General features: G+C 64.3%; 15 protein-coding genes. 7 read left to right on the forward strand and 8 right to left on the reverse strand.

The genetic code is table 11. The features are described 5' to 3' along the window. Positions 1-40: 40 nt before the first annotated feature. Entirely contained in the window at positions 41-433 is a 393-nt protein-coding gene (locus ACP15D_RS13655) for a hypothetical protein (protein WP_424957996.1), read from the reverse strand. A gap of 171 nt (positions 434-604) precedes the next feature. Between ACP15D_RS13655 and ACP15D_RS13660 the strand changes: the two genes are divergently transcribed. Next, entirely contained in the window at positions 605-2,200 is a 1,596-nt protein-coding gene (locus tag ACP15D_RS13660; RefSeq protein WP_424957997.1) for a S1C family serine protease, read from the forward strand. Between the two features lie 45 nt (positions 2,201-2,245). Here ACP15D_RS13660 and ACP15D_RS13665 read toward each other — a convergent pair whose 3' ends face one another. Continuing rightward, positions 2,246-2,731 carry a hypothetical protein gene (locus ACP15D_RS13665; protein ID WP_424957998.1) on the reverse strand — a complete coding sequence of 162 codons (486 nt, stop codon included), beginning with the start codon at positions 2,729-2,731 and terminating at the stop codon, positions 2,246-2,248. Positions 2,732-2,942: 211 nt separating this feature from the next. Here ACP15D_RS13665 and ACP15D_RS13670 point away from each other — a divergent pair, with 211 nt between their 5' ends. Further along, positions 2,943-3,605, forward strand: a complete 663-nt coding sequence (locus ACP15D_RS13670) for a pyridoxamine 5'-phosphate oxidase family protein (RefSeq protein WP_424957999.1) — start codon at positions 2,943-2,945, stop codon at positions 3,603-3,605. A gap of 284 nt (positions 3,606-3,889) precedes the next feature. Here ACP15D_RS13670 and ACP15D_RS13675 read toward each other — a convergent pair whose 3' ends face one another. The 4 genes from ACP15D_RS13675 to dapD form a co-directional block, all read right to left on the reverse strand. Then, entirely contained in the window at positions 3,890-4,255 is a 366-nt protein-coding gene (locus ACP15D_RS13675; protein ID WP_424958000.1) for a cyclic nucleotide-binding domain-containing protein, read from the reverse strand. An 83-nt stretch (positions 4,256-4,338) separates the two neighbouring features. Next, complete coding sequence (dapE, locus tag ACP15D_RS13680) at positions 4,339-5,508, reverse strand: succinyl-diaminopimelate desuccinylase (protein WP_424958001.1); 1,170 nt, start codon at positions 5,506-5,508, stop codon at positions 4,339-4,341. A gap of 144 nt (positions 5,509-5,652) precedes the next feature. Then, a complete protein-coding gene (locus tag ACP15D_RS13685) occupies positions 5,653-6,414 on the reverse strand; it encodes a hypothetical protein (protein ID WP_424958002.1) in 762 nt (253 codons plus the stop codon). Positions 6,415-6,435: 21 nt separating this feature from the next. Continuing rightward, positions 6,436-7,290, reverse strand: a complete 855-nt coding sequence (gene dapD / locus ACP15D_RS13690; RefSeq protein WP_424958003.1) for a 2,3,4,5-tetrahydropyridine-2,6-dicarboxylate N-succinyltransferase — start codon at positions 7,288-7,290, stop codon at positions 6,436-6,438. A 172-nt stretch (positions 7,291-7,462) separates the two neighbouring features. On the opposite strand from dapD, the gene ACP15D_RS13695 reads away from it, so the two are divergent. Beyond that, complete coding sequence (locus ACP15D_RS13695) at positions 7,463-7,951, forward strand: hypothetical protein (protein WP_424958004.1); 489 nt, start codon at positions 7,463-7,465, stop codon at positions 7,949-7,951. A 177-nt stretch (positions 7,952-8,128) separates the two neighbouring features. On the opposite strand, the gene ACP15D_RS13700 is transcribed toward ACP15D_RS13695, so the two are convergent. After that, complete coding sequence (locus ACP15D_RS13700; protein ID WP_424958005.1) at positions 8,129-8,779, reverse strand: TlpA family protein disulfide reductase; 651 nt, start codon at positions 8,777-8,779, stop codon at positions 8,129-8,131. Positions 8,780-8,833: 54 nt separating this feature from the next. Here ACP15D_RS13700 and argH point away from each other — a divergent pair, with 54 nt between their 5' ends. Both argH and ACP15D_RS13710 read left to right on the forward strand, forming a co-directional pair. After that, positions 8,834-10,243, forward strand: a complete 1,410-nt coding sequence (argH, locus tag ACP15D_RS13705; RefSeq protein WP_424958006.1) for an argininosuccinate lyase — start codon at positions 8,834-8,836, stop codon at positions 10,241-10,243. A 105-nt stretch (positions 10,244-10,348) separates the two neighbouring features. Further along, positions 10,349-10,570: a lipoprotein gene (locus ACP15D_RS13710; RefSeq protein ID WP_072370835.1), complete on the forward strand. Its 222-nt coding sequence runs from the start codon at positions 10,349-10,351 to the stop codon at positions 10,568-10,570. A gap of 118 nt (positions 10,571-10,688) precedes the next feature. Here the strand turns inward: ACP15D_RS13710 and ACP15D_RS13715 are convergent, their stop codons facing one another. Further along, on the reverse strand, positions 10,689-11,387 hold the full coding sequence (locus ACP15D_RS13715; RefSeq protein ID WP_424958007.1) for a class I SAM-dependent methyltransferase: 699 nt from the start codon (positions 11,385-11,387) through the stop codon (positions 10,689-10,691). 85 nt (positions 11,388-11,472) lie between these two features. On the opposite strand from ACP15D_RS13715, the gene lysA reads away from it, so the two are divergent. Both lysA and ACP15D_RS13725 read left to right on the forward strand, forming a co-directional pair. Further along, complete coding sequence (lysA, locus tag ACP15D_RS13720; protein ID WP_424958008.1) at positions 11,473-12,741, forward strand: diaminopimelate decarboxylase; 1,269 nt, start codon at positions 11,473-11,475, stop codon at positions 12,739-12,741. Between the two features lie 103 nt (positions 12,742-12,844). Beyond that, on the forward strand, positions 12,845-15,502 hold the full coding sequence (locus ACP15D_RS13725; protein ID WP_424958009.1) for a TIGR02302 family protein: 2,658 nt from the start codon (positions 12,845-12,847) through the stop codon (positions 15,500-15,502). Positions 15,503-15,539 lie beyond the last annotated feature (37 nt).

A 15,539-nucleotide genomic window follows, 5' to 3' on the forward strand; every position in this document is an offset into this window, starting at 1 on the left:
CACAAGCGGATGCAGCAGTTGGATGAACGGATTGGGTGTTCTAGCCGATTGGCCGCGAGGGTGGGGCACGAGCCTGAAACTGCACGCTTGCGCCGTCGCCAGCCAATGTCGCGACTGCTGGCGCTCGCAGCACAGGGGCAGGAAGAACCTCGGCGGATAATGCAATCGGTGCCGGCAGTACACCCGCGCCTGACGCCAGCAGCAGCCAGCACAATGGGCAGTCATCGTGCCCGTCCGGGATTGCCGGTGCGCAGTGGGCCGGGCGCACCATGGCCCGGCAGGCAAGCACGTCCGTCTTGGCCAAAACGTGCAGCGTATGGCGACCGGAAGGCTGGGGATGCACGTGCGCATGCGCCATCAGCACCGCGGCCTGCATCGCGACCGCGAGCAGAGCCACCATCACCGGGCTCGATTGACGCCGAAAGAAGCGCATGGGGTCTCCGTTGCAGGGGCGACGATAGCGCCGAAAATGGGGCGAGCGAAAGACACTCTTCGTTAACGCCCAATCTAATTGGTGCTCTCTTGTCCGGAGGTCAGTAAGGCGGCTGTAATCGAGTTCCCCGAACCTGATGCTTGGTCCGCATCTCGTCCCTGGGGGAGTTCAATGTCTGTCTCGCGTATCGCTTGGTTGGCGCTGCCGGCGCTTTTTATGACGGGCGCCCCCGTCCTGGCCGACCCGCTTCCGGATGCCAACGAGATGCGCGAAAGCGTCGTCCGCATCATCGTCGAGACCGACGGCGGGGGTGCGTCCGGCACCGGTTTCATCATCAACAATCATCGGATTATCGTCACCAATAATCATGTGGTCCAAGGCGCAACATCGATCGCCATCGGCTTCATGGCCGGCGGCAAGCCGGTGACCGTACCGGCGCGCGTCGTCGACACCAATCCGGACAAGGACATCGCCATCATTGAAGCGGCGAGCGATATCTTCGGCGAGCCCGTCGTCTTGGCCAACTACCAGACCTCGCCACCGATGACCGTCACTGCAGTTGGCTACCCCGGGGCGGCCGACGAGGTCCCCGGCTCCAACGTAGCCTCCGTGCTTCTCGAGCCGTCCTATAGCGTCGGCACGGTGGCCCGCGTGCTGCCGAACGTTGCCAACGTTGGCGGCGATACGCTCATTCAGCACACGGCCGTGATCAACCACGGCAACAGCGGCGGCCCGCTGTTCGATGCATGCGGCCGCGTCATCGGGATCAACGCGCTGACCATCGAGCCGAGTGAAGCGAGCTCCTACGCGCAAGGCATTTTCTACTCTATCGATGTGCGCGAGTTGCTGCCGATGTTCGAAGAGAACCTCATCGACGCCCGTATAGCGACCAAACCCTGCACGCCGGGACTAGAGGCGCGCAACGATGTGCCGCCTGCCACCACGAAGGAAGCAGAGGCTGTTGCATTTGATCGCTTCGCCGCATGCGTCAATGCCCGCCCTTGCGACGCAGAGATTTGCAAGAGCCGCTACCAGCGGCGCGTCTCATCCGAGCTTGCCGGCGGCCGCGAAGCCGACGTGAGCTTGCGTATGACGGCTGCAGCGCCGCTCTGCACCCAGCAGAACGAAACCGAAGCATTCGCGCAGTTCCAGAGCTGCGCGGAAGAGAACGCCTGTGATTTCGACGCGCAGTGCGGGCCCAAGCTGGAGCAGTCCCTCCGCCCGGACGTCATGAATAAGCGCCGGCCCCTGTTTGACCGTATCCGCGCCAAGGCAGCCGACGAGTGCAAGCAGGCGTCAGCTCCTGGCATCTGGCGCGCGGGCCAAACGCAAGAAAACATTTGGACTGCGCGCATCTTCAATGATAGCGGCGCGGCGCTCATCGTTACCTGTGTTGTCGGCGGTGACAACTCTGGGGATGGCGCCTTGGAGGTCGACGACGCTGCAGGCAAGCGCGCCCGCTGGGCCGGGACTAGAGCCGTCCAGATGACCATCGACGACTATAGCGAGCCGCTGCGTCTCGATCTCGAGGTCGCCGGCAACAGCCTGGTTGCCGGTCTCTTGCACAAGGAAACGGAAGCTGACCGCGGCTGGTTCAAGGACCTGCTCGGCAAGTTGACGGTCGGTGGCGTGCTGGCTTTGGAGGAGCCGAAAGTCGGGCTCGACGAGACGTTCTCGCTCGATGGATCGAAGGATGCGCTGGCGCCGTGCCTAAATGCCAAGTTCGCATCGCGTCAGGCCGACAGCGGCGAGGCCAGCAAGCAATAGCTGGAATCGAGCGCGGCGCCGCAGGGCGGCGCCGCCTCGTTTCACCTAGTTCTTACGTGTTCCGCCCTGCCGGCGCAGCTCGCCCGAGGCTGACATCTGCTCGCCATCAGCGTTCACCGACGTCCAGTCGAGCTTCATGGTGTCTCCGTCGACCGTAAGCTTGAGTTTGCCGTTGAGGCATCCCTGGTCGACTTCCTCGAAGCTGCCGTAGGTAATCGTCTCGCTGTATTCGTAATGGTCACCGTCGAGATCGCCGGTCAGCACGCCGCCGCACGCTGGATCACCCGGATAGCGGCTCACGCCGCCACGTGGCGAAACGAAAGTGAGGCGCACGTCGAACGGGTCCTGGTCCGGCTGCGCCGCCTGACCAACCCACGAGCCGACGACGCTGTCGGGACGCGGGCCAGGATGCGCGACATTGGCGTTTGCGATGCCAGCACCAACCGCCGCGCCAGAACCAACGAGCAGCGCCAGCAACGCTAGCTTTGAATAACCAAGGGCCCTGCCGCGCCCCCCACTGTCCTGCTTCACCGTCGCCTCCAAACGATTTCGAGTGAGCGCAGAGCTTGCTTTCGGTGTGCTTGACGGCGGCTTAAGGCAGCCATCCCCCGTCGTGCATCATGGTTTCCATTGCGGCAACGCCGGGGGCATGGCTCCTACCGATTGCCATCGCGCCAAGCCGGACCGCGTGCCAAAGTATGCCAAACAAAAATCACAGGAAGTTCGGGAGGAAGCATAGTCCATGAGCCATCTCTACCAGCCCCAGCACCGCGCCCTGCAGGATCGCTTTGCATCGCGTCCTATGGCCGACCGCATCGAGCAGATCGCCCTCAAGACCGAAATCGGCCCCGAGGAGAAGGCGTTTATCGAAAGCCGTGATTTCTTCTTCCTAACGACTGTCGACGGCGAGGGGCGCCCCACGGTCTCATATAAGGGCGGCGCGTCCGGGTTCGTGCGCGTCATCGACGATCAGCACATCATGTTTCCGAGCTACGACGGCAACGGCATGTACCTGTCGATGGGCAACATCACCGCCCATCCGCAGGTCGGCTTCCTGTTCATCGATTTCGAGCGCCCGTTTCGCCTGCGCGCGCAGGGCATCGCCGAGATTACCGATGCGCCCGAGTGCCTCGATGCGTTCGACGAAGCCGAGCTCGTCGTGCGTGTGAAGCTGACCGAGCTTTGGATGAACTGCCCGCGCTACATCCACCGCTATCAGCGCGTGAAGTCCTCCCGCTACGTCCCCCAGCCCGGTGTCGAGACTCCGCTGTGCGAATGGAAGCGCATCGACGGCATCCAGGATGTGCTGCGCCCCACAGAGGTTGAGCAAGTCGCAAAGTCGGGTGGAACTATCGGAATCGATGAGTGGATCGGCCGCGTCGTCACCGGGGACGAAAACGCCTGAGGGCGGCGCGAGCAAGCCTGGGACGAGAAGACAACGCCGCCGGAGCATGCTCCCGCGGCGTTGCTGCCCCTTTTGCGGGGCGGCTCTCCTTGCGCGTTATCGCGTCAGCCCCACCCCGATGCCGTTTGGCAGCGCAACTCAAGTGGCAGGGCAATCCAGCGCTTTGAATTTGAGCCTCAAATGACGAGACGACAACCACCGCTTTTGGCGCAGCTCAGGGCGTCCGCCATGCATTGCGGGCTGGTCTCCGGCCCCGTCGCGGCAACAGCCGCCCGGGTGTCCGGTCAGTGGGTCATGCGTGTGCGCACGCGCTCGGTCATGAGCTGTATGACCGATAGCGCGAACTCTGGTTCCTCGGCCGCAAGCTGCAGAAATGTGGCCCTGTCGATCACCGCCACCTCCGTGGGCTCGTTTGCGAGCGCTGCCGCAGAGCGCGGCATGTCGTTGATCACCGCCATCTCGCCGAATACGCCGCCGGCGCCCACCTGCTCCAGCACGCGCCCAAAGCCGATCACATGGACCGCCCCACTCAGAACGACGTACATGGCATCGCCGGCATCGTCCTCCAGGAAGATGCGATCCCCGGCCTTGAACCGCTTCTTGGGAACGCCGAGGCGCAAAATTGCGCCAACATCAAATCTCGAATTCATCTTATAATTAAGCAATATTTCTACTGTGCAGTATGCGCCCGATGTTACGAGAGGATCGTTCGCGACGCTAGCGCCAAGATGTTTCAGGCGCGCGCAAAAAACATCGTCAGGAACCGCTCGTAGATGCGCGTCAATGTTTCTAGGTCTGCAACTGGAACGTGCTCATCGACCTGATGGATCGTTGCGTTGACCAGCCCCATCTCGATCACTGGGCAGTGATCCTTGATAAATCGAGCATCCGACGTGCCGCCACCGGTCGACAGCCTCGGCACCTTTCCCGTGATTTCGGCCACAGCCGATTGCATCGTGTCGACGAGGGGGCCGGGTTCCGTCACGAATACATCGCCCGTTCCCGAAAACGATAGCTTGTATTTTGCGCCAAGCTCTGCTGCCGCCGCTTCGCATGTCACACGGACCAGCGCCTCCAGCTTCGGCCGCGTATGAGCGTCGTTATATCGGATGTTGAAGCGGGCTCGTGCCTCGCTGGGGATCACATTCGTTGCGGTATTCGGCACCGAGATGACGGTCACCCCGAGGTGTGACGGTTCAAAGTGCTTCGTGCCCTCGTCCAGCTTCAGGCCCGACAACCGGTCGATGATACGCGCGAGCTTCGGCACGGGATTGTCTGCCATGTGCGGATAGGCGGCATGGCCCTGCTTGCCGGCGACAATGATCTCGCCGTTGAGCGATCCGCGCCGCCCCACCTTCATCTCATCGCCGACGCGATCGCGACTCGAAGGCTCGCCGACGATGCACGCGTGCAGAACCTCGCCGCGTGCCTTCAGCCAGTCCAGCACCTTGACGGTGCCGTTGACGCTGTCGCCTTCCTCGTCGCCCGTGATCAGCAGTGAGATCGACCCGGGAAGATCGCCCTTGTCGTAGGCGAGAAAGCGCTTCAAGGCGGCGACGAAACAGGCGATCTCGCCCTTCATATCCACCGAGCCGCGTCCGTAGAGTATGCCTCCGCGGATTTCCGCGGAAAACGGCGGCGAGGTCCAGGCGTCGAGGTTGCCCGGCGGGACGACATCCGTATGTCCGGCAAAGCACAGGTTCGGCCCAGTATTGCCGAGACGCGCGTAGAGATTCTCGACATCGGGAAAGCCGGGTTCCGAAAACGCCATCCGGTGACATTCAAATCCCGCGGCATCGAGCACGCCTTCGAGCAGCGTCAGTGCGCCGCCCTCGACCGGCGTCACGCTTTCGCAACGGATCAGTGCTTGCGCCAGCGGGACCGGATCATGAGACGTCATCATGCACATTCACCTGTCAGTAGAGTGTTCGTGTCGACCAATATGCCCACTCTGAAACTACGGCCGCCGTGTCCAGACCCTACGTCGGTATTGGCGAGGTAATCGTCAACACTTGGCGCTGCGCGGCCTAAAATCTCGTCCGGCGGCTCATCCCTCTGGCACGTGCCGCGACAACGCCAGCTCGCCGGCCGATACCGCGGTTGCGCCGCGAATATCTTCCACATCAGTTTCGACGAGTGTGATCTTCTGCCAGATCTTCTGGCTGAGGTCGGTGCTGAGCCGCTCGATATCGCTGACCGCATCCACCACCGCCGTATCATCGATCTTTTCAGCGTAGACGGCAGCTGCTTTGCTGGCGAGCGATAGCATCTCCGAGCAGTAGCTGAGATAGCGGACGAGCTCGTAGCGCGTCATGTCACGCTCGGGCGACGAGCTCGTGCGTGGCCCCCCGAGAGCACTCGGGTCCTTGGTGAGCTGATGCATGTCGATGACGTGCGCGATGGAACGGAACTCGTGCAGCGCCTTGAGCACTGCGCCGCGGCGCAACCTGCCCTCGAGCGTCGACAGGTAGAATGCTACACCGCCCAGCACGATCAGTAGGCTCACCGCCGCATCGACGCCCTGCATCACGTTGGTCAGCTCCGTCGACGCCTCTAACGTGAGCGCCTTGGAGCCGAGCCAGACGATCATTGCTGCACCGAACGCAACGAGGCCCCAGCTTCCCGCCAGCAGCAGGATGTTCGGGCGTGCAATCTTCTCGGCACGTTCGGTAGTTTGCTCGGCCATGCGCGTGAGCTCTTCGCACACGCGCAATAAGCCTGAGTTGGGAAAGCGCTCATTGATGCGCTGTCCCAGAATGCTGAGGGTTTCGACGACGTTCTGACTGGCGAGATTCCGGTAAGACTTCATCGGCGAACCCCCGCAGGAGAGCTAATCGCGCAGCAGCTCGTTGATCGATGTCTTCGACCGCGTCTTGGCATCGACCTTCTTGACGATCACCGCGCAATAGAGGTTCGGTCCCGGCGTGCCGTCCGGCAGCGGCTTACCCGGCATCGCGCCGGAAACCACCACCGAGTACGGCGGCACCTTGCCGAAGAACTTCTCGCCCGTCGCCCGATCGATGATCGTCGTCGACGCACCGAGATAGACGCCCATCGACAGCACCGAGCCCTCACCGACGATGACACCTTCGGCCACCTCGGCGCGCGCGCCGATGAAGCAGTTGTCCTCGATGATGACCGGGCCTGCCTGCAGCGGCTCCAGCACGCCGCCGATACCCGCGCCGCCCGAGATGTGGCAGTTCTTGCCGATCTGCGCGCACGAGCCGACGGTCGCCCACGTGTCGACCATCGTGCCCTCGTCGACATAGGCGCCGAGGTTGACGAACGAGGGCATCAGCACGACGGTCGGCGCGATGTACGCCGAGCGCCGCACGATGCAGCCCGGCACGGCGCGAAAGCCCGCGCGACGGAAATCGTCCGGCGTCATACCGTCGAACTTGGACGGCACCTTGTCCCACCAGGTCGCCCCGCCCGGCGCGCCCGAGATCGGCACCATATCGTTGAGGCGGAACGACAAAAGCACCGCCTTCTTCAACCACTGATTGACGGTCCAGCCATCCGAGCCCTTTTCGGCCACCCGGACGATGCCTTTGTCCAGCAGATCAAGCGCCTTATCGACCGTATCGCGAACGACGCCGGTCGTGCCGGACGAGATGCCCTGACGCTCTTCCCACATGGCCTCGATGGCGCTCTGCAACTCGGTCGTGTTCACGCTTGCTGACATCGGTTTCCCCGTCTTTGTCTGTTAACGGCCCGCGTTGTCGCCCGCGGGTAATTTCGTGTCAATGCGAACGAATTCTTTCGCCCATATCTTCAATTGGATACGTGGTGTTAAGCCCATCACGCGATACTCAAAAAAGGTTCCGGGAGTTGCGTGGCGTGGGTGGAGTTGCGTCGTGTTGCAGAGTGAAAGAGTTGTTGCAGTTGCCCCTCGCGTCGCGAGCGGCAAGTGGGTCGGCAAAGAAGGCTTCGTAGCCGAGGCCGCCGTCCAGTTCGAGCGCATCGGCGGCACCATCGCCCGCCTCGAGCGCGAGTTGGAGAAGTCCCGCGAGACCATAGCCGAGATGGCCGAGGAGGCGAGCCGCAACAAGCGCTTCCAGGCTTTCGAAATGAGCCTCGAAAACTCTCGCGATTACAAGCTCACCGATCTTCAGCGCACCTGCAAGGATCTGAAATCCCGCCTCGACGCCATCGAGGGGGATCGCAGCAAGTTCGCCGGGCTCACCTACAAGTCGTTCGAGCCGGTGGATCGCAAGCTCGCCGAACTGAGCGGCCTTGGTGCCCACATCGACCGCATCGAATTCGCAGCCCGCCGCAACGAGGTCCTGTTCTTCGGCGCCCTCGCGCTCGCCGCGTTCTCCCTGGCTTCCCGCTTCTTCTTCTAAGCGGCCCGCAACCAGCCTAGGTTCTGTCATCCCGGAGGCGGCGAAAGCCGCAATCCGGGATCAAGCGCAAAGAGCGGCGCAGCTACGATACAGCTTTCGGGGGGCCTGGGTTGGGTCCCGGGTCTCGCTCGCGATGCTCGCTTCGCCCGGGATGACAAAACAGCAGAGTCTCGCCCCCTATCCCTGCTTTGGCAGCTGCGCTTCGATCAGCCGCTTGGCATCCGCGCTGTCCCAGTGCGCCGGGCCGATCAGCCGCCCGATCTCCTTCCCTTCCGCATCGATCAGGATCGTCGTCGGCATGCCGATGACTTTCAGCGTGGTGCCTTCCTTGGCGGTGGGGTCCGCATAGACGGCGAGCTTGTCGGCCTTGATGTCGGTGAGGAACTTGCGCGCCCCTTCGATGCCGCTCTTGTCCACCGCCAGCGCCACCACCTCGAACTTGTCCGAGCCCAACGCCTCCTGCAGCCGGTTCAGCGCCGGCATTTCCTCGCGGCACGGCGCACACCACGTCGCCCAGACGTTCAGCAGCACCACCTTGCCGCGCAGGCTGTCGAGCCCCACTTCCGTGCCTTGGCTGTTAACAAATCGGATGTCCGGCAGCGCCGCGGGCTTCGGCTTGAACACGAACGTCGTCATCGCGCCGGTGGCCAGCGGATTGCCCCTGGACGTCGCTTCGTGCGCGTTCCCGCCGGAAGTTGCCGCACCTTGATTGTCAGGGCCGCCCATCGTGACGTATACCGCCGCGAACGCAACGATAGCCGCCAGCGCGGCGATCCAAACGAAGACCAACGAGCGGTCTGGCTTCTTTGGCTGGGAATGATCGCTCATGTGCCTTCTTTCGCCGAGCATTCATCGAGCGGCCTTGACGGAGAACAGAAAACCGTGACGGACAAGCCTGCTAACAGCATGTGGGGCGGTCGCTTCACGGTCTCGCCGGCCGAGATCATGGAGGAGATAAACGCCTCTATCGGCTTCGACAAGCGTATGGCCCCGCAGGACATCCGCGCCTCCAAGGCGCACGCCGCCATGCTCGCCGATGCCGGGATCATCGAGAAAGCGGACGCCGCGGCAATCATCGACGGCCTGGGCAAGGTTGGCGCCGAGATCGAAAAAGGCGATTTTCCCTTCTCCCGCGCGCTCGAGGACGTTCACATGAACGTCGAGAGCCGGCTGAAGGAAGTCATCGGCACGCCCGCCGGCCGTTTGCACACCGCCCGCTCGCGCAACGATCAGGTTGCGACCGATTTCAAGCTCTACGTGCGTGAGCGCATCGACGGCCTCGATGCTGCCCTGGCGGCGCTGCAACTCGCCCTCGTACGCAAGGCTGAAGCTCACGCCGGCACGGTAATGCCTGGGTTCACGCATCTGCAGCCCGCCCAGCCGGTCACCTTCGGCCACCACCTGATGGCCTACGTCGAGATGCTTGGGCGCGACCGCGGCCGCCTCGCCGATGCCCGCGCGCGCCTCAACGAATGCCCGCTCGGCGCCGCCGCGCTCGCCGGCACCTCGTTCCCCATCGATCGCCACGCGACCGCCAAGGCACTCGATTTCGCCAAGCCGACCGACAACTCGCTCGACAGCGTCTCCGACCGCGATTTCATCCTCGAAACGCTGGCCGCCGCATCGATCTGTGCCATGCACCTGTCGCGCTTTGCCGAGGAGATCGTGCTGTGGTCGACGCCGCAGTTCGGCTTCATCAAGCTGACCGACAAGTTCACCACCGGCTCCTCGATCATGCCGCAGAAGCGCAATCCGGACGCCGCCGAGCTGTCGCGCGCCAAGGTCGGCCGCATCGCCGGTGCCTTTCAGAGCCTGATGATGGTGATGAAGGGCCTGCCCCTCGCCTATTCCAAGGATATGCAGGAAGATAAAGAGGTCGCCTTCGACGCCCTCGACAGCCTCGCCCTCGCCCTGGCGGCGATGACCGGCATGGTAGATGATATGCAGCCTCAGGCGGCACCGATGCTGGCTGCCGCTGGGGGCGGCTATTCGACGGCGACCGACCTCGCCGACTGGCTCGTGCGCGTCCTCAAGATGCCGTTTCGCGACGCGCACCACGTCACCGGCCGCATCGTCGCCGCCGCCGAGGCCGACAATCTTCCTCTGGATAAGTTGCCGCTTCCCGCCATGCAGGCCATCGAGCCGCGCATAACGGCCGATGTTTTCACGGTTTTGAGCCCTGAGAACTCGGTAGCGAGCCGCATCAGCCATGGGGGAACTGCGCCACAGAACGTCGCCAAAATGGCGGCCTCCTGGCGGAAGCGGTTGGAAAACGCCCCGCCGAAGGGCTAGAACTGCCAAAGGTGCTGAGGCGCCCCAGATCCGCCTTTGCGGTGGGGTTCCTTGGCTATGCGGCGTTAGCCAGCGCTGGCCGCGTGGAGTGGGGTCGTCTGGGACATGCGCGTATCGTTGACACCGAAGGCAATGGTTGCCGTGCTGATCGCGGCCGGGCTCTGCCTCGGTTTCGGTGGCTGCGGCGTCCGTGGCTCGCTCGATCCGCCGCCCACCGCCAAAGCCGACGGCACAGCCAAGTCGGCCGAGGCTGCCGGCACCCAGCCAGGCAGCGCCGCCCCGCCGAAGCCACACGACGGCTTCATCCTCGACCCCCTTCTGCGCTAACCGCGCTCCGATCGTCCGAGCGACTATCAGCTAGAGTGTGATTGGCAGTAGCTTCCCACACAGCCCTCTCGGCCGCGCAGCGGCACGGCGCCAAGGGCGCCCACGCCAGTGCGTCGCCTCACTTCCAAAGCTCGATGATGTCGACGTCGACCATGTCGGCGCCGCCCGGCATCATTGACGGGACCTCCCTCCGCCGTCGGGTCGACTTCCACCCCGCCGACTCCAGCTCGCGGACAAACAGCGGTGTATCCTGCCGCCCCGGATCGGCAATCAGCACGCGGCCCCCGGGACTAAGGTTGCGCTCCAGGATCGCCGCCAGCGGCGCATGCGCCGTCCGTTCGTACAGAACGTCCGAGCCGATGATGACGTCGTATGTCCGCGTGTCGGTCCAGGCATCCCAGTTGGCGAGCGCAAGCTCGATGCCCTCGACCCCGTTATTGTCTGCGTTCACCCGGCACAGTGTCAGAGTCTGAGTGACGTTGTCGGTCTGCCGCACTGCCGCAGCTCCCAGCGAGCGCGCCACGATGCCGGGCAATCCCACGCCGGCACCCAGCTCCATCACGGTCTTGCCGGCCACCAGATCAGGTTCCGCCGCCAGCGTCTCGGCCAGCGCCTGCGCCGATTCCCATACGAGCAGGCCGAATGGGAAAGCCGCGTAGGTCTCGACCGCGCTCAGCAGCGAGGCATGGTCCCGCGCCGCCTCGATGCGCCACGTCCGGCCGGCGATGGTGAACGTGAATTCAGCGAGCGGAACCCCCACGGACCGCTCGAGGTCCGTCGCGACACCTACCTGATCTGCTTGTTTTGCTTCGCTCATCGTCCCGCCATTGCCATTGCCTGCTCTCTCCCGCTATTAGCGGCGCACGACTTAGCAGCTCGCTGCCAACGAGAGACCCCGTCTCATGCACCATTTCCATTATCGCGGCGGCGTGCTGCACGCCGAGGGCGTCAGCCTCGCACGCCTCGCCGACGAGGTCGGAACGCCCTTCTACTGCTATTCCACCGCCACCCTGGAGCGGCACTACAAGGTCATCACCGAGGCCTTTGCCGGCCAGGACGCGCTTATCTGCTTCGCGGTCAAGGCCAACTCCAACCAGGCCGTACTGGCGACGCTCGCCCGCCTCGGTGCCGGAATGGATGTCGTCTCCGAAGGCGAGCTGCGCCGCGCCCTCGCTGCCGGCACGCCTGCAGATAAGATCATTTTTGCCGGCGTCGGTAAGACCCGCGAGGAAATGGCCTACGCGTTGCAGCAGGGCATACTAGGGTTCAACGTCGAGAGCGAGCCAGAGTTGCGCGCCCTGAGCGAGGTCTCAGCCAGCCTCGGCAAGACCGCCCACGTCGCTCTTCGCGTCAACCCCGACGTCGACGCGAAAACCCACGCCAAGATCTCCACCGGCAAGGCCGAGAACAAGTTCGGCATCCCTTATGCCGATGCGCGCCGCATTTATGCCGCAGCCGCCAAGCTGCCCGGCATCGCCGTCACCGGCATTCATATGCACATCGGCAGCCAGATCACGCAGCTCGATCCCTTCCGCAACGCCTTCCGCCTTATGCGCGAACTGGCCACTGAATTGATCGCCGACGGGCACAAGCTCGTCCACCTCGACATCGGCGGCGGCCTTGGCGTGCCCTACATGTCGGAGGGCGAGGTCGCCCCGCCGCCGGCCGCGTACGCCGCCATCGTGAAGGAAGAACTCGGGCCCCTGAAGCTCAAGATCGTCATGGAGCCCGGCCGCGTCATTGCCGGCAACGCCGGCGTCCTCGTCAGCCGCGTCATCTATTCGAAGGAAGGCGTCGACAAGACCTTTACCATCGTAGATGCGGCCATGAACGACCTCATCCGCCCGACCCTCTACGAGGCGCAGCACGAGATCTGGCCTGTGGACGAGGCAAAGAGCGCGATGCCGCCCATCGTGCAGGACATCGTTGGGCCTGTCTGCGAGACCGGCGATTATCTCGCCCTCGACCGCAAGCTCCCGCCGCTCAGCTCCGGCGACCTCATCGCTGTCATGACGGCCGGCGCCTACGGGGCCGTCATGTCGTCGACTTACAACACGCGCGCCCTGGTGCCCGAAGTACTGGTGAACGGCGATGAATATGCCGTTGTCCGCCCGCGCGTTACCCCCGACGCCCAAATCGCCCTGGACAAGCTTCCCGCCTGGCTGAAATAGGGCCATCCACCCAAGCCAGATCACGCGAGAATGACCAAACTTTAATCCTGACGCGGCGGCGCGCCGCTAGGCCCGCCGCAATGTTCCGGGTATCGTTTCGCCCATGACGGAGCCGCAGGCAGCTTCCCCCATCGACGCTAAGTTCGCGCGCAAAGTGCGCATGAGCCGTTTCGCGCTCTTCTTCGAGCGCCTGTGGCCGCGCATCTGGATCATCCTCGGCCTTGTCGGCTTTTTCCTGCTGGTCTCGCTCGCCGGCATCTGGCCGCTGCTGTCCGACCCGCTGCATTACCTCGCGCTTGCGGCCTTTGCGATCGCGGCCGTCGCCGCCGTCCTTTACGCGCTGCGCACGCCATACCCGGCGCGTGAGGAGGCCGTCCGCCGCATCGAACGCGTTTCGGGCGTTCCGCACCGCCCGGCCTCGTCCTACGAGGACACCGTCACCGCCAACGCCGACGACCCGCGCACCGCCGCCATTTGGCAGGCGCACCGCGCGCGCCTCTCAGCGGCCCTCGCCAAGCTGCGTGTCGGCCCGCCTCAACCCCGCGCCGACCGCCAGGATCCCGTCGCCCTGCGCGGCTTGCTCGTTCTCGGAGTTGTCGCCCTGCTGGCCCTCGTAGGCGACAGCGCGTCCGACCGTCTGCGCTCCGCTTTCCGCTTCAACGCCGCAAAGGCCATTGCCGAAGCTCGCCTCGATGCCTGGGTGACGCCGCCCTCCTACACCGGCAAGGCTCCGATCATGCTGGCAGACGGCGCCCGCGGTCCCGCCGCGGCTGAGACACAGCCCAAACTCTATGACGTGCCTGACCGCAGCGTGCTCATCGTGCGCACCAGCGGCAAGGGGCTCGGCGCCCCTTCGCTCGACGTATTCGCTGAAGGCTCGACCGAGCGCCAGCACGTCGAAGCCAAGGCGCCCGATGCCGGCAAGTCGACCGCGCCGAGCGCCGATATCTCCGAAATCCGTTACGAGCTGCGCAAGTCCGCCGAGATCCGCGTCCTGGCGGGCGGCGTCGAGCTGGCGCGCTGGGCGTTCTATGTCCGGCCAGATAAGGCGCCGGTCATCGCAGTGGCGAAAGCGCCCGAGCGCACACGCCGCGGCTCGATGAAGCTCACCTATACCGTCGAGGACGACTACGGCGTCGTCTCCGCCAGCGCCGATGTGAAACGCGATCGCAGCTCCGAGAAGCCGGTCGATCCCAGCAAGGCGTGGGCTCAGCCCAAAGTGCTGCAGGGCCCTCGCCCGCCGCATGAGCCACCGCCCGAGATCACCTTGCGCCTGCCGCGTCCCTCGCAGAAGCAGGCGGAGACCTATATCGATTTCGGCCCGCACCCCTATGCCGGCCGCGAGGTCATCATGACCCTCGAAGCCAAGGACATCGCTGGCAACGTCGGCCGCTCCAAGCCGATGCGATTGGTGCTCCCTCAGCGCATCTTCCAGAAGCCGCTGGCCCGTGCCGTCGTCGAGCAGCGCGCCAAGCTTATGGATGATCCGCGCTACGCCCCGCTCGCCAAGCGCGCGCTCGATGCGCTGACGATCGAGCCGGAAGGCTTCATCGATTCAACCGCCGTCTACCTCGGCTTGCGCACCGCGATGCGCAACCTCGACCGCGACACCTCGCGCGAAGGATTGAAGAGCATCACCGACGGCCTGTGGGAGATGGCCCTGCGCATCGAGGACGGCGACCTTTCCGAAGCCGAGAAGGCGTTGAAGGACGCTCAGGACAAGCTCGCGGAGGCGCTGGAAAAGAACGCGCCCGACAGCGAGATCGATCAGGCCATGCAGGAGCTGCGCGAGGCGCTCTCCAAGTACATGCAGCAGATGGCGAAGAACGCCCAGGATCAGGCTCCGCCCGAAGGCCTCGACCAGCAGAACCAGCAGATCAGCCAGCAAGACCTCGACCAGATGATGAAAAATCTGGAGAACATGGCCAAGTCCGGCTCGCGCGATCAGGCGCAGCAGATGCTTGCCGAGCTGCGCGACCTGCTGGAGCGTCTGCAGTCGGGTCAGCAGTCCCAGCAGCAGGCCCAACGCGGCCAGCAGATGCAGAAGAAGCTCGATGAGCTTGGCGGTCTCGTCGGGCGCCAGCAGCGCCTGATGGACGACACCTATCGCGAGAACCGCCGCCAGCAGACCCCCGGTGGCACCATGCCCGGCGAGAATGGTCAGCAGCAGAGCCGCAGCCGCCAGGGCCAAAACATGCCCGGCCAGCAAGGGCAGAGCGGCCAGCAGGGTCAGCGAGGCCAAGGTCAGCAGGGACAAGGCCAGGGCGGGCAGCAAGGCCAACAGCAGGGTCAGCAAGGCGGCAAGGGCAGCCTGAGCGAGCAGCAACAGGCACTGAAGGACGAGCTCGAAAAACTGCGCCGCGAATTGGACGAGCTTGGCGCCGGCCAGGACGAGTTCAACAAGGCGCGCGACGCCATGGAGAACGCCGAGAAGTCGCTCGAAGAAAATGACATGGACACCGCGCTCTCGGATCAGTCCGAAGCGCTCGACCAGATGCGCCAGGGGGCGCAGAAGATGGCCGAGGGCATGTCCAAGGAAGGCTCATCGCGCTATGGCCAGAACGGCAATCAGCCGCGAGATCCGCTCGGCCGTCCGCAGCGTTTCCAGGGCCCCGATGCCGGCAACTCGGTGAAGGTGCCCGACGAGATCGACATGCAGCGCGCGCGTGAGATCCTCGAAGAGCTGCGCCGTCGCCTCGCCCAGCCGGCCCGTCCGACCCAGGAGCTGGACTACTACGAGCGCTTGCTCCGCCGGTTCTGATGCCCGTTCACCATTATCTTGGTTAACATCGCTTTAC

Source organism: Hyphomicrobium sp. 1Nfss2.1 (genome assembly GCF_965243865.1).
Lineage (GTDB): Bacteria > Pseudomonadota > Alphaproteobacteria > Rhizobiales > Hyphomicrobiaceae > Hyphomicrobium_A.

Excerpts from the sequence above, each read along its gene's own strand:
- ACP15D_RS13710 (WP_072370835.1), top strand. The coding sequence starts at position 10,349 with ATGCGCGTATCGTTGACACCGAAGGCAATGGTTGCCGTGCTGATCGCG.
- ACP15D_RS13670 (WP_424957999.1), top strand. The coding sequence starts at position 2,943 with ATGAGCCATCTCTACCAGCCCCAGCACCGCGCCCTGCAGGATCGCTTT.
- dapD (WP_424958003.1), bottom strand. The coding sequence starts at position 7,290 with ATGTCAGCAAGCGTGAACACGACCGAGTTGCAGAGCGCCATCGAGGCC.
- ACP15D_RS13715 (WP_424958007.1), bottom strand. The coding sequence starts at position 11,387 with ATGAGCGAAGCAAAACAAGCAGATCAGGTAGGTGTCGCGACGGACCTC.
- ACP15D_RS13700 (WP_424958005.1), bottom strand. The coding sequence starts at position 8,779 with ATGAGCGATCATTCCCAGCCAAAGAAGCCAGACCGCTCGTTGGTCTTC.
- ACP15D_RS13675 (WP_424958000.1), bottom strand. The coding sequence starts at position 4,255 with ATGAATTCGAGATTTGATGTTGGCGCAATTTTGCGCCTCGGCGTTCCC.
- ACP15D_RS13685 (WP_424958002.1), bottom strand. The coding sequence starts at position 6,414 with ATGAAGTCTTACCGGAATCTCGCCAGTCAGAACGTCGTCGAAACCCTC.
- lysA (WP_424958008.1), top strand. The coding sequence starts at position 11,473 with ATGCACCATTTCCATTATCGCGGCGGCGTGCTGCACGCCGAGGGCGTC.
- dapE (WP_424958001.1), bottom strand. The coding sequence starts at position 5,508 with ATGATGACGTCTCATGATCCGGTCCCGCTGGCGCAAGCACTGATCCGT.
- ACP15D_RS13660 (WP_424957997.1), top strand. The coding sequence starts at position 605 with ATGTCTGTCTCGCGTATCGCTTGGTTGGCGCTGCCGGCGCTTTTTATG.
- ACP15D_RS13655 (WP_424957996.1), bottom strand. The coding sequence starts at position 433 with ATGCGCTTCTTTCGGCGTCAATCGAGCCCGGTGATGGTGGCTCTGCTC.
- ACP15D_RS13725 (WP_424958009.1), top strand. The coding sequence starts at position 12,845 with ATGACGGAGCCGCAGGCAGCTTCCCCCATCGACGCTAAGTTCGCGCGC.